Source organism: Bacillus toyonensis BCT-7112 (assembly GCF_000496285.1).
In the GTDB taxonomy this organism is placed as follows: Bacteria; Bacillota; Bacilli; order Bacillales; family Bacillaceae_G; genus Bacillus_A; species Bacillus_A toyonensis.
Window position 1 is genome coordinate 3573295 of sequence record NC_022781.1, and the last position, 20315, is coordinate 3593609.

Sequence of the window (20315 nt, forward strand, 5' to 3'; positions counted from 1 at the left end):
AATACCCCCACTGATTACAGTTTCACTTTATAAAAATGATAAATGGAATGATTGTAGGGAGGAGAAATAACTATGAAGTATGAAAAATTAGCAAAGGACATACTGAAACATGTTGGCGGGAGAGAAAATATAAATAGCGTTGTACATTGTATAACTCGCTTACGATTTCAGTTAAAAGATGAGGGGAAAGCAAATACAGAAGTACTGAAAAGTATGGAAGATGTTGTGACTGTTATGAAAAGTGGCGGACAATATCAAGTTGTAATTGGTAACCATGTATCCGACGTATATAAAGCGGTTATTGCTGCTGGAGGGTTTCAAGAAACAGAGGAAGAAAGTGCGAGTGAGAAGAAAAAGAGTAGTCTTATAGATATTCTTTCTAGCATTTTCACTCCCATTTTAGGAGTACTAGCTGCAACTGGGATGATTAAAGGATTTAATGCACTATTTGTAGCGCTAGGCTGGTTAAGTACGCAGTCAGGAACGTATCAAATATTAAATGCAGTTGGCGATTCATTATTTTATTTCTTCCCAATCTTCTTAGGATATACAGCAAGTAAGAAATTTGGAGGATCACCATTCATTGGTATGGCAATTGGGGGAGCGTTAGTGTATCCGGCTCTATCCGGTTTAAAAGCAAGTGAGCCATTATATACGCTATTTGCAGGAACGATGTTTGAATCACCAATTCATATTACGTTTTTAGGAATTCCAGTTATTTTAATGAACTATGCATCATCTGTTATTCCAATTATTCTTGCTACTTATTTTGGAGCGAAAGTAGAAAAGTCTTTAAAGAAAGTCATTCCAGATGTTGTGAAAACATTTGTACTACCATTCTTAACGTTACTAATCGTTGTACCAGTTACATTTCTTGTTATTGGTCCGATTGCGACGTGGGCAGGTCAATTTTTAGGACAGGCTACACTTTGGGTTTATCATTTAAGTCCATTAGTAGCAGGGATAGTACTTGGTGCTTTCTGGCAAGTGCTCGTTATTTTCGGACTTCATTGGGGAATTGTCCCGATTGGCTATAACAATTTAGCAGTGCACGGTATTGATCCTATATTAGCGCTTATATTCGCTACTTCATTTGCTCAAATTGGGGCTGTTCTTGGAGTTTGGATGAAAACGAAAGATCGGAAATTAAAAACACTTAGTATTCCAGCTTTTATTTCGGGTATTTTCGGTGTTACAGAGCCGGCGATTTATGGTGTTACACTTCCTCTTAAAAAACCGTTTATTATGAGTTGTATTGCGGGAGGAATTGGCGGCGGAATACTTGGCGTATTCGGTACGCAAGCTTATATGACAGGTGGACTTGGTATATTTGCGCTGCCAACATTCATTAGTCCGAAAGAAGGGATTACAGCTGGATTTTGGGGCGCGATTATTGCGATAGTTGTCTCTTTAATAGTAGGTTTTGTTCTTACTTATTTATTTGGTTTTACTAAAAAGAAAGATTCTACAGAACCAGCTGAAACAATTGATAAAATTGCTGCATCAAACGATGATGAAGCAATTCTGAGTCCATTTCATGGCGCCGTTATGCCACTTCAAAATATTGACGATGCTGCATTTGCATCAGGTGCGTTAGGTGAAGGGGTTGCGATTGAGCCTTCAGAAGGAAAGTTGTTTTCACCAGTTTCAGGTACGATTTCTGCACTTTTCCCGACGAATCATGCAGTAGGAATTACGGCGGATTCAGGTGCTGAAATTTTAATCCATATTGGAATGGATACTGTGAAATTAAATGGCGAATTTTTCTCCTCTCATATTGAACAAGGAGCGAGAGTAGAAAAAGGGCAATTACTTATTGAGTTTAATATAGCTGAAATTCAAAAGGCGGGTTATGTTGTGACAACACCAGTTGTTGTTACAAATTATAATAAATATAGTATTAAAAAAACTGAAGTAGAAAAGATTCAAGCTGGAGATTCCTTACTAGAGTTAGGAGTTAAATAGTAGTTACATTTCATACAGGTTCACACGAAGAAAGGTATTCTTTAAAACTTACAATGCCTTTCCTCGTTAATTCTTATATAAAGGAGTTTTTCTATATGTCTAAAGTTATTTTTCCTAAAGGATTTTTATGGGGTGGAGCAATCGCAGCCAATCAAGTTGAAGGAGCATATTTAGAAGATGGAAAAGGATTGACGGTAGTTGATCTATTGCCAATTGGTGAAAAACGTTGGGATATTATGAAGGGGAATATTCATTCCTTTACACCGGCAGAAGGGGAGTTTTATCCATCACACGAAGCGATTGATTTTTATCATCGTTATAAAGAAGATATCGCGCTGTTTGCAGAAATGGGATTTAAAGCGCTACGTGTATCTATCGCTTGGACACGTATTTTCCCAAATGGTGAAGATGAAAAGCCGAATGAAGCAGGATTACAGTTTTATGATAATTTATTTGATGAACTGTTAAAGCAGGGCATTGAACCAGTCGTTACGATGGCTCATTTTGATGTTCCTATTCATTTAGTAGAAAAGTATGGAAGCTGGAGAAGTAGAAAACTTGTCACTTTCTTTGAGACGTATGCAAAAACGATTTTTAATAGATATAAAGATAAAGTGAAATATTGGATGACATTTAACGAAATTAATATGCTTTTACATTTACCTTTCATGGGTGCAGGGCTAGCATTTAAAGAAGGTGAGAACAAAAAACAAATTCAGTATCAAGCAGCGCATCACCAACTTGTCGCAAGTGCGTTAGCTGTAAAAGCGTGTCATGAAATGATTCCAGACGCAAAAATCGGTTGTATGCTTGCTGCTGGTGCAACGTATCCATACACATGTAATCCAGACGATGTTTTTCGTGCGATGGAACAAGACCGTGAATCATTCTTCTTCATTGATGTACAAGCAAGAGGACAATATCCTGGATACGCAAAACGCTTCTTTAAAGATAACAATGTAACAATTGAAATGGAAAAAGAAGACGAGGAAATTTTAAAAGAGCATACAGTTGATTATATTGGATTTAGCTACTATTCAAGCCGAGCAACAAGTACAGATCCAGAAGTGTTAAAAAGCATAACGAGCGGGAATGTATTCGGTTCTGTTGAAAATCCATATTTGGAAAAATCAGAGTGGGGATGGACGATTGATCCGAAAGGCTTCCGTATTACAGCGAACCAACTTTACGATCGTTACCAAAAACCTTTATTTGTTGTTGAAAATGGTCTCGGTGCAATCGATCAATTAAATGGTGAAGACGAAGTGAATGATGAATACCGTATTGATTACTTGCAAAAACATATGATCGAAATGTCAGAAGCAATTCAAGATGGAGTAGATATTATCGGGTATACAAGCTGGGGCCCAATTGACCTTGTAAGTGCTTCTACTGGAGAAATGAAAAAACGTTATGGATATATATACGTTGATAAAGATAATGAAGGAAAAGGTTCATTAAAAAGATCGAAGAAAAACAGTTTCAATTGGTATAAAGAAGTAATTGAGACGAATGGTGAGAGTTTGGAGTCTTAAGTATGGAAAGGAGACATCTTAAATGATGTCTTCTTTTTTCATTGTAAATAAAGGATAGAGCTATATTTCCCTTTACACGAACATAACGGTATTATATAGTTAAGTTAAGTGAACTTAACTATATAACGAAACGAAATAACAGCATGGAGGAAGAATGCTATGACTAGATCGTATAAAGAAGTAATTAATGAAATGAACCGGGCTTATAATGAATTTTACATTTTACTATTTCAGGAGCTAAAAGATGAGTACGGTCTTACAGGACAGCAAGAGAGCATGCTATTTCATATTAATTTAAATGAAAATACGACAGCGAATCACATTGCGACTACTTTTAATATATCGAAAAGTGCTGTGAGCCAAGTTTTATCGAAATTGGAAAAACAGAAGATGATTTCGAAACAAGTAAACCCTAATAATAAACGGGAGTATTTCCTTACAATTGGTCCAAACGGTAGTAAGTATATAGAGCGGTTGTCTGATTTAGATGATGTATTAATTGAGAAGTACTTTTCGAAAATCGATATACATGCTTTAGAGCAAATGACCGATACGTTAACGAAAATAAATAAAGTTATATTAGAAGAAAAACAGAAGGATCTTGATTGTAATGAGTAAGAATTTAGATGAAGCAATTAGTAGAAAGGAGGAGAAGCATGTTATGAGTTACATACCAAATATGATTACGATAGCAAATTTTGTATGTGGGCTTTTGGCTATTTACGCTGTTTTCGTTCACGATATTTATTTAGGAGCAGTTTTTATTATTACAGGTATGTTATTTGATTTTTTTGATGGTATGGTCGCTCGGAAACTTGATGCTGTTTCGGAAATTGGCGGAGAGTTGGACTCGTTTGCGGATTTAGTTACTTTTGGTGTGGCACCGTCTATTCTTGCATATAGTGTCGCATTGAAAGAATTACAGTCTATCGGGATGATATGTGCGCTTGCTTACAGTATTTGTGGCATGCTTCGGCTTGCGAGATTTAACACGCAGCAAAGCAAACTCCCGACATTTATCGGAATGCCAATACCATTCGCGGCAATGTGTCTCCTCATTTTATGCTTTTTGAATAATCCAGTTTCCGTGGCGTTTGGCACATGCGTACTCGCTTATTTAATGGTGAGCAAAATCAAATTTCCTCATTTTAAAAAAGATATATCGGAAAGCTTGAACTCCGAAAGATGGGACTAATGAGAAAGGTAAGGAGCATTGCATGATTCGTATGGCATTAAGATCATTTAACATACAAATGTATTGTTTGCTAGGGGTGATGGTATTAGGATGGCTTATGACACCTTTTTCAGCCCAGTTTGTAGGAATAAGCATTGGCCTTTTAGTGAGTATGTATTGCGTCTGGATTTTAGGCAGGCGTATTGAAAAGTTCGGAGACAGCATTGTGAAAAAAGAAAAAGCGCCGATGCTTGGAATGATAAATCGGTTTGCAGCCGCAATACTCGGCGCGATTATTATGTATGAAATTGAACATCATGATTTCATGTGGACATTTGCTGCTGGAATTATGGGTGGGTATTTCTTAATTATTATTAATTTAGGATATTACAGCATGAAAGATGTGAAGGAATAAAGAGTTGTGTGAATCACTAATTTGGATGACTTACATGTATAAACGTAAAAGCTTTCCTGTATGGAGAGCTTTTTATTATAAAGAAAAGACACCCTAAGGTGCCTTTCTCCGACTTGAACCATTTTCATTTCATACGAATCTATCCGTATTACCCCTTTGTTATAAATGTAAACACAACCTATAAAACAGAATCGTTTATATACACCAGATTGTTAGTTCATAAAATAAAAGAGATTTGAGATCAGTATCGGAGTAACGCCACATCCCCTATAATGATTGATATGTTACGCCTGTCAAAAGAATCTGCTTTATAGAACGTGTCCACAATTTATATTTTACTATATTTAATATTCATTAAGTGTATTTTTTCACTAATATGTATAATTACATAAAGTTTACGGGGAAAAGAGAGTATACTTTAATATTGTGTAATAAAGATAAAGGCCACCTACGGAAATAGGGGCCTTTTAACGTAAAAAGAAAAGACACCCATATATGAGTGTCTTTTCCGATAGTTTTTTAGCAGAAGCAAGAAGCTCCAACGATGATTAATAAAATAAATAATACAACTAATAAAGCAAAGCCTCCAGAAAATCCACAGCCGCCACAACTACCACCAAATCCCATAATAGTTCCTCCTTTTAATAAGAGGGGAAAACAAAAGGTCACTCATGTATTTTAACGGATTCAATTTACTTTATGTTTTTTATGCAATAATTGAGCAGGTCCTTTTGAAAATAAAAAAAGACACTCTAAGGTACCTTCCTCCAACTTGAACTACTTTCATTTTAATAATATCGTTCTAAGTTTAAAAACTATAGAGATTTTTCCTGTGGGCTTTGTAAGTAGTTTTTACGAAATTATGAGTGTTTTTTATTTTGTATTTCAATCAATTCATCTTTAATCATTTGTATATAATGTTCTTTTTCTGTTAGTTCAAATATAAATAATGCTTTTTTCATGTTATTCACAACATCTTCTTCATCATGTTGTTTAATCTTTAATAAATACTGACCTTTTAAATAGAATAGTTCACCTAATAGGTATAAAGTGTTTAGATTAATAGCTAATTTGATGCCCTTATCAAGGTGTTTTATTGCTTCTTCATGTTGATAGGTGAAGTCTAAACATTTTGCTAAATTTAAAATAATTTTTAATTTAATTTCTTTATCTCTAGGAAAATCTAACTTATTAAAATTAGTTAAACATTTTTTTAACATATTAATACTTTTTTCGTATTCTTTGTTTTCTGCATACAATATAGCAGTTGATTGCATAATATCTATTTCTCTTTCTGATAAACAATCAACATTGGTTAAAGTTAGTTTTAATGCATTATTAAGAAGAGTTAAAGCCGCTTTTGTTGAGTTATTCACACGATATATAGCAATTGCTTCATACCATATTAGAAATTGTTTATCTTCTGTTGATTGGAAATTGTTTTCGTTTTTCTCTTTTTTTACTATTTCATAAAGTTCTTTATATTGTTTTTGCTTTACACAATCTCTCATTACATATTTTACATTTTTTACGTATTTTAATTTTTTGTTTTGAGTTAGTGCAAATATATTATTTGGATCAACACCAAGTCTTTCTGATAATTGATATAACAATATGCTAGATGGATAAATCATACCTTTTTCTATCTTGCTAATTTGACTTTGTGAACATATGCCATGACATAATTCGGATTGTGATATATTTTTTTTAATTCGAAGTTCTTTAATGGTAATACCCAAATCACAAAATTCCATTTTTCCCCCTACTATTTAACGCTTTATTAGTATAATAATATTCTCCATCCTTAATGTAATGTAAAATTAATATAGTTGCAATTATTGTTTTTTAAGGCCTTTTTATAAAATTTCATTATAAAAGGCTCCTTCTTCCGAATCGAACCATCATGCATAAGTGTAAAATTACATAAAGCCCACCTACGGAAATAGATGGGCCTTACTATTAGGTGTTACTCCTTCATTGTACAAAAGGGAATTTGCTAGCATATCCTTAAAGTTCTTACATTGAGAAATAAAGAAAAGACACCCTAAGGTGCCTTTCTTCGACTTGAACCATCTTAATTTTAATAATATTGGGATTCTCATCCCAATATTATTTTACCATGTTAAGTTATTTTATTCATTGAGAAATATGTTTCAAATCTATATTTTATTGGAATTTTTTTGTATAAGAGGCTATATTTAAATTGTATGTAAGTTTTTAATAATAATATCTTATGAAATTCCGTTTCTCACCTTTAAATGTAACAATTTATGAGTATAAGAATATTTTTCAGCTTTTAATATAATGTAAAATGAGTACGGAACTTATTTTTATGAAAAAACGTTAACCGAAAGAGAGTTTGAATTGTCTATTTGAAGAAATTAATAATATCATGTGTGTTGGCTACATTCTGTCTAAATATGGTAGGATGTTCTAATAGTATGGGTACACTAAGGGATAAGTCTAAAAATTCAACAACTGTGAAGTGTGAACGTATCAACAAAGCGTGGTACAAACATATGTAATAGTTTAAAGAAATTTGAAACGGTTGATGTTAAAGGGCATAAGGAAAAATTAATTAGGCCGATAGTAGATGCTGATAATTGGAATAATGATAGTACTTAGAAATCCAATGAAAGCTTTTCTATTCATATTGTTTATTCCTCTCTTTTGTTGATCTACATAGTAAAAGCACTCATCTGAGTGCTATCACTTACTTCACTACTTTGTTCATAATTCCCTTATAAAGGTAATATGAACTTTAAAAATGTTTATTGTTGATTTTTTGTTTTCATCTGTTCTTCATAAACAAACTTAGCTGTCATAAAATCGTTAGGAAAATCTTTTAATGTGTTTTTCATCATGTTCAATTCTTCTTGTGATTTTATTTCAATGCCATATAAGAAATCGTACGCTTTCGTTTGCTCACTAGCAACAAAGTTTTGAGTCATGTAATCATCTTTGAAGTCTTGCTTCGCTTTTTCCTTCACTCTATTTATTGCTTCGGTTTTGTTGATATCCTTCACTGGATTTGCAAATGAACCTGTAGATTGTTGTTGTTTAGCTTCTTCTTTCTTTTCCGGTTGAACAGCAGGTTGTTGCGTTTCTCGTTTTGATTCTTCTTTTTTAGGTTGTTCTTTCTTTGCTAATTCTTCTTTTAATCTTTTAATCTTTTCACTTTAGCATCTAGCGTTTTATTTTGCGTTTCCAATAGTGATATATCCCCTTTTAATTTATCCCGCTATTTGCCGGGCAGTAAGACCCCCACTTCAAAATTCAGCGGAAGCAAAGAAGTTAGGTGGGGGTCGGGCTGCTCGTAAACGCCCGATTGGTGAAGGCTAATAATCAGTGGGGGATGAACAAAACCCCTACTGATTAAAGTTTCACTTTATCAATCTCTTTAGATTTATCATCAGTTTCTTTATAAACGGTATTTAATTTTGGGAGTAAAGTAGTATGTTGATCTTTCGCATAAAAATTAGAGTCAATACCATTCCTGTTATGATTAGTAAAATGAAAGATATAGCTGCTACTCCAAATACAGCCAACGGTCGTAGAAAGGGTTTTTTAACATATTTAAAAAACCCCTCAAGTATGGAACGATATACTTGAGGGAGGGGATGGGTGATTACAATCATGCTATTAATAAGAACCCCATAAATGATAAACCATTCCACTAACAAAAAACACTAATCCTAAAACCAAAACAATTATAGCAAGTATTCCATTTTGATTATGCTCCATAAAGTAGTAGCTCCTTTGAGATTTATTTTTATCCCGCATTAACTGTCCGTAAAAACCTGATTAGTAAAGGCTAATAATCAGTGAGGGGATGAACAAAGCCCCGGCTGATTAAAGTTTCACTTTATATACAAAAAAGCCTTTAGTCGTAATTATGGCTAAAGGCTTTGAGCATTATACTTTTTAGTTTGGAAAATCTTATAAGAAGAATAACCTGTATGTTATATAGAGAAGAATTTATAATATTTTTATCAAATTTGGAACTGTAATGTACTAGCTTGATAATGAAGCTGGACTATTAGAATTGAAAAATTTTAGTTTTATTATAACTAATAGAAAGGAAAGTAGTGTGAATAGAAATCCACTCCAAATAAGCTGGTGAATACCTAAGTTTGAAATGAACCAGCCTCCAATAGTTGTTCCTAAAGTAATTCCGAGATTTGAGAATGAAACGAATAGGCTATTACCAAATTCAGGTGCTTCTTTTGCTTCACTTATTAACCATGTTTGACCAACAATTAATCCGCCAGCATGCACGATTCCCCAAATGAATACTATAAAAATCATTGGAACAAGGTAGGAACCTAAATAATAAACCAATATGTAAACGATAGAATATAAAATAGGGAAGGATAGTACTGTATTTACTATACTTTTTTGCAGGAGACTACCAAATAAATGATTACCTAAAATCATAACTATACCAAATATGAATAGCATAATACTGATGAGAGATCCATTCATGGAAGTTACTTTTGCAAGGTATTCAGCGAAGTAGCTGTATACGGAAAACATGGCTGCAAAAAGGAATGTGACGGTTAAAATATTTAACCATAATCCTGGTTTGCCGAGTATACGAATTTGTTTGCCGAAAGACATTTTTTCTGTAACAGGCATAGAAGGAAGGTAGATTAGTATTCCAATGAATGCAAGAGTGTTAACGAATGCTCCGAATAAGAAAGCAATTTCTAGTGAAAATTGGTCTGCAAGGTAAGAGGTTAATGGTACGCCTAGAGCAAAACCAACTGTAATTCCCATGAAAACTTTTGTAACGGCTTGACCACTTTTCTCAGGAGGGACAAGTTTAGCAGCTGTTACAAGAGCGATTGAAAAGAAGAGTGGGTGAAGTGCGGCCGGTAAAATACGAAAAATAAGCATGATTTCAAATTGTGTTGTATAAGCGTAGATTATATTTGAAATAACAAATGTAAAAATTGCTGTTAATAAAATTATTTTGCGATTAATCCCAGAGACGAGCAAAATTAGAAACGGACCAGAAATAGCAACAACTAGTGCGAATATACTTACTAAAATTCCTGCTTGTGCAGTTGAAATGCCGAATTTCTGAGTGATTTGTGGTAATACACCGACAATACCCATTTCGGTAGTAATAATTCCGAACACACCTATTGCGAGTGTCAGAATAAGTAAAGGATTTACTTTTTTCATTTATAAAACTCTCCATTCGTACTAGTATTTTGAAAGTAAATTCATTAACAAAGAAGCATTATTGCAAGCATGATTGGATGTCAATATTATTAGGACTATGTAATTTGAAATACAATAACAGATATCTAAATAACTAGATATGATGTGTTAAAAAAATTTCTCCTTTCCATGTTTCTTGCTTTTATAGGTAGTGCAATTTTATAAAAAAGCAGAATGTGTGAAGGCTAATAATCAATTGGTATGCTAATTGATTATTAGCTTTCACTTTATAATTCGTTTTGGACGTATTCAGAAAACTCTTGTATTGTTTTTTCATTTCGACGATAGTAAGTCCATTTTCCAATTCGGTCAGAGTCTAGTAGTCCTGCCTTTTTCATAGTTAATAAATAACTAGAAATAACCGATTGGGCTAAACCAGTTTTAAGCTGGATATCTCCTACACATACTCCAACTTGAAAGTTAAGACCTTGCTCTAGATAAGGTTTTTCATCGAAATAGTTTTCTGGATTTTTCAACCATGATAAAATTTGACATCTTGTTTCATTTGACAATGCTTTATAAATTAATAAAGGTTCCATAAGGATATTATATCTACTTTTATAGATTTGTAAATGGGTTTTGGTGATTTTAAGGGAAGAAGGTATAGTTGATCCCTTTGAATAGGCATAAGGTCTTCTTGATCTGTACTCTTTGTAAAGGACATTCTAAAAAAAGTTAGGTAACCTAAAAAAGATGATTTCTGTATGCAAACAGGAGTCATCTTCTTTAAATTCTATTGATAGCAAGAGTGATTATAGTACGTCATATATTTCTTAATTTCATGTTTTAACTGAACAAACGATTCACATGATTTTATATATGTTTCATCGATTAAAGTACTACGAGGATTACGTGCAAAAATGATAATCTTGTTACGTTCAAGCATGTTGTTGCCTAGCTATCAATGGCGGATTCCTAAGAAGAGTAATAATAAAACCCAACTGAAGATTTAAGAAAAATTTTATGTTTCCCCCACTTTTTATTTTAGAAGTTTTTCCTATCCTATAAATGAGTTACATCATGAAGGAGACTAAAAACGACAAAGTCATAGATGAAAATGTAAAGTTAGGGGATTCTGCATGCATACAGAAGTTTTGATGAGTTATTTGTATACTTATTTCTTTACTGTTATTTTTTGTATTGTATTTCAAATTGGATTTTATTTTAAAACGAAAAGAACTATATCTATTTGGCATTTTCTATGGGTGTATGTTTTTCTGTTTTACCTTTCGCTAGTGTATGGGGTGACGCAGATCGCGACAGTATGGGATATAAGTAGAAATGAAACGTGGATTCGTGTAAGTCAAATTAACTTGACTTTATTTGATACTGCAGGTAGTACTGCATACCTTTTGAACATTGTACTGTTTATGCCGTTAGGTTTTTTATTACCGACTATTTGGCCGCAGTTTAGAAAAATGAAAAATACTATATATGCGGGATTCTTTTTTTCACTTGCAATTGAGTTAAGTCAATTACTAAATAGTAGAATTACAGATATTGATGATGTATTTACGAATACTCTCGGGGCGATTATTGGGTATGTATTATATAGAGTTTTATTTAAACTGATAGATAAAAGAGAGGGGAAAAAGCTTGATACTAACACTTCTCTAGTTATACAATACGAAGCTGTTTTTTATTTGGTTTTCTCACTTGTAGGTGTGATGTTAATTTATTATCCTGGAGACCTGTAATCTTCCAATGAGATGATTACGAATTTATTTTTAACGCTCGTGCGATATTTCAATTTGTAAAAAAAGCCTTTAACTGGCTATAGCTAAAGGCTTTTATCATCATAATTTTAGTTACCAATTACCCACTCCAACATCCGCATTCAGCCACTTCACCCAATCCAAATCCTCTATCTTAAGCAAACTGAGCGAAACACCCTTCATATCTAAAGAAGTTAGCAGTGTACCGACTTTTACGAACTTCACTTGTAATTTCTCCAGCTCACATAAACGGCGAATATCATTTGCGAAAATGTATTGTTCCATTAGCGGAGTTGTGCCGAGTCCATTAACGAGGATGGCGAAGTTGTCACCTTTTCTCCAGCGGTAAATGCTTTTTAGTTTGTTCATTAGTTCGATTGCTAATATTTCAGAAGAGGATAGTGCTTCTTTACGGTAACCTTTTTCACCATGGATGCCGACGCCGTAAAACACTTCATCTTCGTTTAATGTGAATGAAGCTTTTCCTTTTACTGGATCGTTGGCAGGGGAAAGGGCAACTCCTAATGTGTGTAAGTTTTTGATGACAGCTTGCCCGATTGTTGTTAGTTCTTCTAAAGAATGTCCACTCTCAGCGGCCGCACCAAGTATTTTTTGAACGAAAACAGTGCCAGCGACGCCGCGTCTTCTTTTATTAAAAGAAGCATCATCTTCAATTGAAACGTCGTCATTTACGATGATGTGGTCAATTTGTCTTCCTTCTTCTTTGGCAATTTGCTTCGCCGCTAGAAAATTCTCAACATCATCTTTAAAGTTTTTAATGATGAATAAAATACTTTTATCCTTTGGTATAAGGTGAGTAGCTGCGACAATTTGTTCTACTGTAGGCGGAGTGAAAATACTGCCATTTACTGCCGCTGTAAGCATTCCTTTTCCTACATAACCAATATCAGCAGGTTCATGTCCGCTACCACCACCGCTTATAATAGCGACGTCTTGCTTCAGTTTGTCGATATCTTTTACATAAATGATGTTGTTTGTTTCGTCGTAATTTACTTTGTCGTTATGTTCAAAATAAAAGCCATGCAGCATATCTTGAACGATATGTTGTACATCATTCATAATCTTTTTCATTGCTTTTGCCACCCTTTAATTACTTTGCTGATTGCTCCAGTAATAGTAGTAATTGATTGTTGATCATATTTTTCATGAGAGAAGACATAATGGAAGGATCTACTTCGCATTTGCTTTCAATCCAATCTTTTATCGTTCCAACGAAGCCGTGACTATAAAAGGAGGCAATCGTATTTTTTGTCTCGTCAGAAAGGCTGAATCCACAGCTCACGGATAGTTCATCAATAATCTTCATATATAAGTTTTTCGTATGCTCAAATAAATAGTGATTAAACGAGTTTTGTTCAATGACTTTAAAAGCATTTCGGTAAAATTTTTGATTTTCATAAAAGTAATCAAATAATAAATCGAAAATGTTTTCCCACGTTTCATAGTCGAGAAAGTCGATAATGTTTTCTTTCGTTTCTTCTCTATAAATCCAGCTTAATAGTTCAAATTTATCTTTAAAATGATAATAAAAAGTTTGCCTACGCATTTGACAGTGTAACATAATATCGCTTACTGATATTTTATGAAACGACTCTGTTTCCATTAAATATTTCAATGAGTTCGCGATTATCTTTTTAGAAATTATAGAAGAGGTCATCTGAATCATCCCTAGAATGTAGTAATATAAAAATCCTATCTATAAATGAGAGCGGTGTCTTTAGACAGATTGTCCATTTTGTCCGTTTACTATAAAACGCTTTCATTTTAACATGGTTAGTAAGAAGAAGATTTCAAATATATCACAATATATTAAAGGAATTGAGGGAGAATCACAATGAAAAAGATTATAAACAAACCAGAAACATTAGTTATGGAAATGTGTAACGGGATGGTTATGGCTCACCCAGAGCTTGAGCTTTTGAAAAAATATAAAGTAATTAAGAAGAAAGAAATGAACGAAAACAAAGTAACGTTAATTAGTGGTGGCGGTAGTGGTCATGAGCCAGCACATGCAGGACTAGTCGGAAAAGGAATGTTAGATGCGGCAGTGTGCGGAGATGTGTTTGCTTCACCTTCGCAAATTCAGGTATATCAAGCAATTAAAGAGACAGCTAGTAAAAAAGGTACGTTATTAATTATTAAAAACTACAGCGGCGATATTATGAATTTCAAAAACGGTGCGCATTTAGCGAAGGAAGATGGAATTGAAGTCGATTACGTAAAAGTTGACGATGATATTGCGGTAGAAGATAGTCTATACACAGTAGGACGTCGCGGCGTTGCGGGCGTTATTCTCGTTCATAAAATTGCCGGCGCAGCAGCGGAAGCAGGTATGGATTTAGGCGCGGTGAAAGCTGTAGCGGAAAAAGCAGCGGCTAACGTGCGTACAATCGGTTTAGCGTTAACTTCTTGTACAGTTCCAGCGAGCGGATCACCTACTTTCACACTTGCGGAAGATGAAATGGAATACGGCGTTGGTATTCACGGCGAACCAGGAATTAAGCGTGAAAAAACGATGTCAGCTGATGAGTTAGCTAACCGTATGACAAATGATTTAATAAAAGATTTAGGAGTAAAAGATGGCGAGGAAATTGCGCTTCTAGTAAATGGTTTTGGTGGTACACCACTGCAAGAACTATACTTATTTAATAACGCAGTTACGAGAGAATTAGCTGCTAGAAACATTAAAATTAATAGAGTATTCGTCGGTAACTATATGACGAGTATTGATATGGCTGGTATGTCTTTAACAGTGATGAAGTTAGATGATGAGCTAAAAACATTACTATCGAAAGAATGTAATACACCAGCGTTCAAAGTAGATGGACTAGTTGAAAGTGTAGAGTACGTGAATGTACTTGAAGAGGCAGAAGAGAAAGAAGTTTCATTTGAAATAGAAACAGCGGAAGAGCACGCTGTGATTAAAGATAATATCATTACATTAAACAACATGATTTATCTCGTTGATAAAATGAGCGACATTATTATTAAAAATGAAGTACCGTTCTGTGAGTTAGATACACATGCAGGTGACGGCGACTTCGGAATGAGTGTTGCGAAAGGATTTAAGCAATTAAAACGTGAGTGGCATTCTATTGTAGAACAAGAAAATGTAACGATCGGATCATTCCTTGACGGTTGTTCCATGATTATTATGGAACATTGCGGCGGCGCATCTGGTCCAATTTGGGGCGGTGCATTCCGCGCAGCTAGTAAAGCAGCAGGCGAGAAGCGTGAGTTAACAGTGAAAGAATTTGCTGAAATGTTGCAAGCAGCACTGCAAGGCATACAATCTATCGGTGAAAGATCGTTCGGTAGAGGTGCAGTAGTTGGTGATAAAACACTTGTTGATGCACTTGCTCCATGTGTGGATTCTTGGTTAGCTAGCGCTTCAAACGAAGTAGACATGAAAACTGCCTTTGAAAAAGGTGCAGAAGCAGCCGTTAAAGGAGCAGAGTACACGAAAGAAATCGTAGCTCGCATGGGCCGCGCCGGTACAGTTGGTGAAAGAAGTTTAGGCTATCCAGATGCAGGTGCACATGCGCTTGGAGTTATCTTTACGGAGATTGCGGGTAGTTTGAAATAGGAATTAGAAGATCCCCTCTGCCTTAAGGTGGAGGGGATCTTTATTTATAATCATCATTCTTCCAGTGAAAAATTTTATTTGTTAGCCAATCTAGAAGCTGCTTCTTCAACTTCTTTATACGCATTTTGTAATACTTCATTTGGATCTAGTACTGCTGTTCCTTGTGCACGAACGATTTGATAATCTTCAATACCAAAGAAATTAAACATTGCTTTTAAATATTTATGAGAGTATTCCACTTCTGTATACCAATCATCATTTGTATAGATTCCTCCACTTGCTTGTATAACAAGCATTCTTCTTCCATCTTTAAGTAGTCCCACTGATCCAGTTTCAGTATATTTAAATGTTTCACGTGCAATCATGATATTGTCCATGTAATCTTTTAACTTTGATGGAATATTAAAATTGTGCAAAGGTAATACGATAACATACGTATTTGCACTTTTAAATTGTTGTAAAATTTCGGACATACGCTCTGTTACTTTTTGTTCTTCATCAGTTAACTTTTGTCCATTTCCTTGCTTTTCCCATGCACTTAAAACAGTTTTATCTATCATTGGTACTATATCATCGTATAAATTAATTTGTTCAATCGGTTCATTATTAGGAATTAATTCTTTATAAGATACTAAAAAGTGGTTAAGAACTTTAATGCTGACTGATGATGTATCATCCACTTTTGGATGTGCGTTTATGATAAGTGTTTTGTTCATTTGTATTTCCCCTTTTTAAAAGTTTTTACGTTTTAATTGTCGACAAAGTTAATCGTCGATTAACTTTGTCTTTAATATAAGCTCTGAAATTATTTTTGTCAAACGAAATACATACTATTCGAAAAGAGCCTTTTTTTATTTGACTAAAATTCTAAATGGTCCTAAGATACAATTTGATAACCCTTAAAATAAAAAGCAGGTGATTTGTATATGCAGTATAGTGTTGGGGTTGAATATGCCTTGCATTGCCTAGTTTATTTAATTAACACTCCTTCCAAGGAAAGTGTCGGAATAAAAGATTTGGCAGAGTTCCAAGGGCTTTCTGAAACATTTCTTTCAAAAGTTTTCGGTAAATTATCTAAAGCTGGCATTGTAAATTCTGTCCCAGGTGTAAAGGGCGGGTATAGGTTAGCTAAGTCTCCAGAAGATGTTTCTTTTTGGGATGTAATAGAAGCTGTCGAAGGTCCAAAACCTATTTTTCAATGTAAAAATATTGTACAGAATGGTCTACTATATCGAGACGAGGCCGAGGCTTGCAATTCTTGTGAACCTAGCAATTCTTCTTGTACAATTAACTTAGTAATGCTTGAAGCAGAAGAACACATGCGTGAGTTTCTTCGTAAAAAGACTCTTGCATGGTTAGATAAAGAACTTGATATTGTTTTACCTGAAAAGATAAGGGTAGATACTCGTGAATACTTCAAACAAAAAACTCTAACTAAATCGCCATGACGAATTAGTTAGAGTTTTTTTGTTTTTTAACATGAATGCCATCATGTGAGTTCCTAAAAATATGGAATTCACGTTGCTTAATTATATTTTTTAATCTTCGTGATCGATTTCTATTGTGCCTGTTCTAGCGCTAACTTTTAAAACATTCAATAGATTATCAGGTGTCTTGATTTCCACTTCATATTCGAATTGAGATTGTGTTAAGTTGTCATCTTCTAATTCAAATTCTTTTTTCACATGAATAATTTCCCCATTTGTTTGTGCTAAAGCAATTTCACGAACTTGTTTTTCTGTGTAGTTGTCATTCTTTTTTGCATAATTGTAACCCATACCAAAATATCCACCAACAATAGCAATACCAATTACTAAAGTAGCAATTACACTTATCATTATTTTCTTTTTATGTTTTAACATTTTCATTCACTCCTTAATGATTAATCATCTATTCCAAATCTTGCTTCAAGTGCATTTTCTGCTTGCTCTAATTGATCTTCCAGTATATCTTGTTCTCTTTCTTGTGTTTGATATTGTTCAACAGTTATCGTTCCAGCGCGATAATCTGCTTCTAGCTGATTATCAGATAAATCTATTTTGTCATCTAATTGGTCAATTTCTTTTTTTGCTGCTAAGTACGTATTTAAGTCCTCTTCTTTTGCTCCAACTGGTTTTGTGTTATGTGCCTTTTCTATAATAGATGAGACTTCATTTTTGAAATCTTGTATTTGCTTCGTATCATTCGTAGCAGGCTCTGTTTTGTTTGGTTCTTTTTGTAGTTGAGCAACTTCTTTTTGTAATTTATCATTTTCCGCTTTCAGTTGTTGTACTTCTGTATTGTTATCAGATTGAGTAGAACAAGCTGTTAAGAATAAACAAGACATTGCTCCAATTATCATCCAGTTTCTCATTATGTTTTCCTCCCTTTAATTGAGCACCTTATCCTTGCCTTTATATTACTGAACAAACATTAAAGGAAGATTAATGTGCCAAAAAATAAAATGATATAATTAAATCGTTTCTAATCTTTCTTTAATGTTTTGGAACTATAGTGATATATATAATAAGAAAAAAGGAGGATGCTAATGCGAGTTCTTATTGTCGAAGATGAACAAGACTTACAAAATATATTAGTAAAACGATTAAATGCAGAATATTATAGTGTCGATGGATGTGGGAATGGAGCAGATGCCTTGGATTATATAAGCATGGCTACTTATGACTTGATTGTGCTTGATATTATGATTCCCCGAATAGATGGGTTACAAGTGTTACAAAGATTACGCGCAGACAATAATACAACTCCTGTCTTGCTTCTTACAGCTAAAGATACAATTGATGATCGCGTAAAAGGACTCGACTTAGGTGCGGATGATTATTTAGTAAAGCCATTTGCTTTTGATGAACTATTAGCAAGAATTCGAGTGTTGATGCGAAGAAAAACAGGGAATACCTCTAATGTGTTTGAAATTGCTGATCTAGTGGTGGATTGCAATATGCATAAAGTAACAAGGGGAGAGCAGGTTATTAATCTTTCCAGTAAAGAATTTGCTATTTTAGAATATATGATTCGTAATAAAGAAGTTGTGTTGACACGAGATAAAATTGAGCAACATGTGTGGAATTACGACTATGAAGGTGGCTCAAATATTATTGATGTTTACGTCCGATACCTTCGTAAAAAAATTGATAGCCAGTTTGAAACGAAGTTAATTCATACAGTACGAGGCACTGGTTACGTATTGCGAGTAGAGTCATGAAAAAACTATCAATAAAAATGAGAGTAACCCTTTGGTATACGGGGTTAATTGTAATTATTATGGCACTCGTGTTAGCTTTTATTTTAGCTTCTTCAGATAAAGTTGTGCTTTTTAATATGAAAAATCAATTAAAGAGCACAGTAAAAGAAAGCATGGAAGATATCAAATATAAGCATGGGCAGTTAAAGATTGACGATGAGTTTGAAACTTTAGAAGATGGAGTAAATCTCCTCATTTATAGTAAGCAAGGTGAGCTACTGGCAGGAAATAGTCCAACAAGCTTTAATAAAAAGATATCGCTTAAATCCGATGAAATACAAACCATTAAAAATGGTAATAAAGAATGGATCGTATATGATTTTCTCCATAACGTAGGCGGCGATGAGCAAGTCTGGGTTCGTGGAATAATGACGATGAACCAATTATCATCAACGATGAATACGCTTATCGTGGTAACACTCATCTCTTTCCCATTACTTATTCTCATTGCGGCAGTGGGAGGATATTTTATTACGCAAAGAGCGTTTCGACCTGTGAAACAAATGAGTGATTCAGCTAGTGAAATTGGTGATGGTAAAGACCTTTCGAAGAGGATTAATTTACAAGGTTCATCGAAAGACGAAATTTATCATTTAGCACAAACCTTTGACAACATGTTTGAGCGATTGGAGAAATCATTTGAAAGTGAAAAACAATTTACATCTGATGCATCTCATGAATTAAGAACGCCAACATCTGTGATTATTTCGCAATGCGAATACGCCTTATCGCAGAGGAATAATCCGAAAGAAATGGAAGAATCTTTAGAAGTAATTTTAAGGCAATCACGTAAAATGTCCTCGTTAATCTCGCAACTTTTATTATTAGCACGAGTTGATCAAGGAAAGCATGATACTTTTCAATTTGAATGTATCAATATGAGTGAATTAACGGAAATCGTTGTAGAAGAGCTTTCATTAATGGTTCAAGAAGCCTCGATTGATATAACAACAAATATAGAGGAAGACCTGTTTATTAAAGCAGATCAAACATTGATGATGCGTTTATTAATGAATTTATTAACGAATGCGATTGCTTATGGTAAAGAGAATGGTAGTGTGAATATACAACTATGCCGTGATGGAACGAACATAATAGGTAAAGTCTCCGATAATGGCATAGGCATCAGCGAGCAACATATTACGAAAATATGGGAACGCTTCTATCGAGTTGATGCAGCACGAACATCTTCAAACATGGGAAACACGGGTTTAGGATTGTCGATGGTAAAATGGATTGTCGAACTACATGGAGGAGAAATTACCGTTGAAAGTAAATTAGGGGAAGGCAGTACTTTTACATTTAAACTACCAATTGAAAAACGAGCATAATGTATGCTCGTTTGTAGCTTTAGAATAAAGATGGATTTAAAAGCTCTCTTTAATCTTTATTTAAAAGTAAATGAAAGTAAATCGATTTAGTTATAAATTATGT

19 protein-coding genes and 2 pseudogenes are annotated in these 20315 nt (G+C 34.1%); 10 read left to right on the forward strand and 11 right to left on the reverse strand.

Features of this window, described 5'->3' with window-relative positions:
* Positions 1 to 72: 72 nt before the first annotated feature.
* The 5 genes from BTOYO_RS18255 (at position 73) to BTOYO_RS18275 (ending at position 5089) form a co-directional block, all read left to right on the forward strand.
* Positions 73 to 1965, forward strand: coding sequence for a beta-glucoside-specific PTS transporter subunit IIABC (locus BTOYO_RS18255; protein WP_000873021.1), 1893 nt, complete (start codon positions 73 to 75; stop codon positions 1963 to 1965).
* Positions 1966 to 2060: 95 nt separating this feature from the next.
* Entirely contained in the window at positions 2061 to 3500 is a 1440-nt protein-coding gene (locus BTOYO_RS18260) for a 6-phospho-beta-glucosidase (protein WP_000048727.1), read from the forward strand.
* A gap of 159 nt (positions 3501 to 3659) precedes the next feature.
* Positions 3660 to 4118: a MarR family winged helix-turn-helix transcriptional regulator gene (locus BTOYO_RS18265; protein WP_000198621.1), complete on the forward strand. Its 459-nt coding sequence runs from the start codon at positions 3660 to 3662 to the stop codon at positions 4116 to 4118.
* Positions 4111 to 4695 (forward strand): CDP-diacylglycerol--serine O-phosphatidyltransferase, encoded by a 585-nt coding sequence (gene pssA / locus BTOYO_RS18270; protein ID WP_000042023.1) that lies wholly within the window; start codon positions 4111 to 4113, stop codon positions 4693 to 4695. The genes BTOYO_RS18265 and pssA overlap by 8 nt, the downstream gene beginning before the upstream one ends.
* Before the next feature lie 22 nt (positions 4696 to 4717).
* Positions 4718 to 5089, forward strand: a complete 372-nt coding sequence (locus tag BTOYO_RS18275) for an ATP synthase subunit I (RefSeq protein WP_000620622.1) — start codon at positions 4718 to 4720, stop codon at positions 5087 to 5089.
* Positions 5090 to 5608: 519 nt separating this feature from the next.
* Here BTOYO_RS18275 and BTOYO_RS26650 read toward each other — a convergent pair.
* From BTOYO_RS26650 to BTOYO_RS28010, 6 genes and pseudogenes are all read right to left on the reverse strand, one after another.
* Positions 5609 to 5716, reverse strand: a complete 108-nt coding sequence (locus BTOYO_RS26650; RefSeq protein ID WP_000505673.1) for a YjcZ family sporulation protein — start codon at positions 5714 to 5716, stop codon at positions 5609 to 5611.
* A gap of 233 nt (positions 5717 to 5949) precedes the next feature.
* Positions 5950 to 6843: a helix-turn-helix domain-containing protein gene (locus tag BTOYO_RS18280; protein WP_000393592.1), complete on the reverse strand. Its 894-nt coding sequence runs from the start codon at positions 6841 to 6843 to the stop codon at positions 5950 to 5952.
* 1017 nt (positions 6844 to 7860) lie between these two features.
* A pseudogene (locus BTOYO_RS28005) lies at positions 7861 to 8324 on the reverse strand (Branched-chain amino acid permease); the annotation flags it as partial.
* A gap of 779 nt (positions 8325 to 9103) precedes the next feature.
* Entirely contained in the window at positions 9104 to 10279 is a 1176-nt protein-coding gene (locus tag BTOYO_RS18290; protein ID WP_000757562.1) for an MFS transporter, read from the reverse strand.
* Between the two features lie 266 nt (positions 10280 to 10545).
* Entirely contained in the window at positions 10546 to 10857 is a 312-nt protein-coding gene (locus tag BTOYO_RS18295; protein WP_000433544.1) for an ArsR/SmtB family transcription factor, read from the reverse strand.
* Between the two features lie 194 nt (positions 10858 to 11051).
* Positions 11052 to 11153, reverse strand: a pseudogene (locus tag BTOYO_RS28010) (TetR family transcriptional regulator); the annotation flags it as partial.
* A 244-nt stretch (positions 11154 to 11397) separates the two neighbouring features.
* Here BTOYO_RS28010 and BTOYO_RS18300 point away from each other — a divergent pair.
* Positions 11398 to 12015, forward strand: a complete 618-nt coding sequence (locus BTOYO_RS18300; protein WP_000556726.1) for a VanZ family protein — start codon at positions 11398 to 11400, stop codon at positions 12013 to 12015.
* 111 nt (positions 12016 to 12126) lie between these two features.
* Here BTOYO_RS18300 and dhaQ read toward each other — a convergent pair whose 3' ends face one another.
* Positions 12127 to 13125 carry a DhaKLM operon coactivator DhaQ gene (gene dhaQ / locus BTOYO_RS18305; protein ID WP_000723337.1) on the reverse strand — a complete coding sequence of 333 codons (999 nt, stop codon included), beginning with the start codon at positions 13123 to 13125 and terminating at the stop codon, positions 12127 to 12129.
* Positions 13126 to 13144: 19 nt separating this feature from the next.
* Positions 13145 to 13711: a dihydroxyacetone kinase transcriptional activator DhaS gene (gene dhaS, locus BTOYO_RS18310; protein WP_000204220.1), complete on the reverse strand. Its 567-nt coding sequence runs from the start codon at positions 13709 to 13711 to the stop codon at positions 13145 to 13147.
* A 177-nt stretch (positions 13712 to 13888) separates the two neighbouring features.
* Here dhaS and dhaK point away from each other — a divergent pair, with 177 nt between their 5' ends.
* On the forward strand, positions 13889 to 15640 hold the full coding sequence (gene dhaK, locus BTOYO_RS26670) for a dihydroxyacetone kinase subunit DhaK (RefSeq protein ID WP_000720707.1): 1752 nt from the start codon (positions 13889 to 13891) through the stop codon (positions 15638 to 15640).
* A 74-nt stretch (positions 15641 to 15714) separates the two neighbouring features.
* On the opposite strand, the gene BTOYO_RS18320 is transcribed toward dhaK, so the two are convergent.
* Positions 15715 to 16356, reverse strand: coding sequence for an FMN-dependent NADH-azoreductase (locus tag BTOYO_RS18320; RefSeq protein WP_001044357.1), 642 nt, complete (start codon positions 16354 to 16356; stop codon positions 15715 to 15717).
* Between the two features lie 210 nt (positions 16357 to 16566).
* Between BTOYO_RS18320 and BTOYO_RS18325 the strand changes: the two genes are divergently transcribed.
* A complete protein-coding gene (locus BTOYO_RS18325) occupies positions 16567 to 17088 on the forward strand; it encodes an RrF2 family transcriptional regulator (RefSeq protein ID WP_023441173.1) in 522 nt (173 codons plus the stop codon).
* A 90-nt stretch (positions 17089 to 17178) separates the two neighbouring features.
* On the opposite strand, the gene BTOYO_RS18330 is transcribed toward BTOYO_RS18325, so the two are convergent.
* Both BTOYO_RS18330 and BTOYO_RS18335 read right to left on the reverse strand, forming a co-directional pair.
* The gene (locus tag BTOYO_RS18330; RefSeq protein WP_000912147.1) at positions 17179 to 17502 is read right to left on the reverse strand and encodes a PepSY domain-containing protein; all 324 of its coding nucleotides are present in this window, start codon (positions 17500 to 17502) and stop codon (positions 17179 to 17181) included.
* Between the two features lie 20 nt (positions 17503 to 17522).
* Positions 17523 to 17993: a hypothetical protein gene (locus BTOYO_RS18335; protein ID WP_001246840.1), complete on the reverse strand. Its 471-nt coding sequence runs from the start codon at positions 17991 to 17993 to the stop codon at positions 17523 to 17525.
* 174 nt (positions 17994 to 18167) lie between these two features.
* Between BTOYO_RS18335 and BTOYO_RS18340 the strand changes: the two genes are divergently transcribed.
* Positions 18168 to 18842 carry a response regulator transcription factor gene (locus BTOYO_RS18340; RefSeq protein ID WP_001264540.1) on the forward strand — a complete coding sequence of 225 codons (675 nt, stop codon included), beginning with the start codon at positions 18168 to 18170 and terminating at the stop codon, positions 18840 to 18842.
* Positions 18839 to 20212 (forward strand): sensor histidine kinase, encoded by a 1374-nt coding sequence (locus BTOYO_RS18345; protein ID WP_000736484.1) that lies wholly within the window; start codon positions 18839 to 18841, stop codon positions 20210 to 20212. The genes BTOYO_RS18340 and BTOYO_RS18345 overlap by 4 nt, the downstream gene beginning before the upstream one ends.
* Positions 20213 to 20315: the final 103 nt, after the last annotated feature.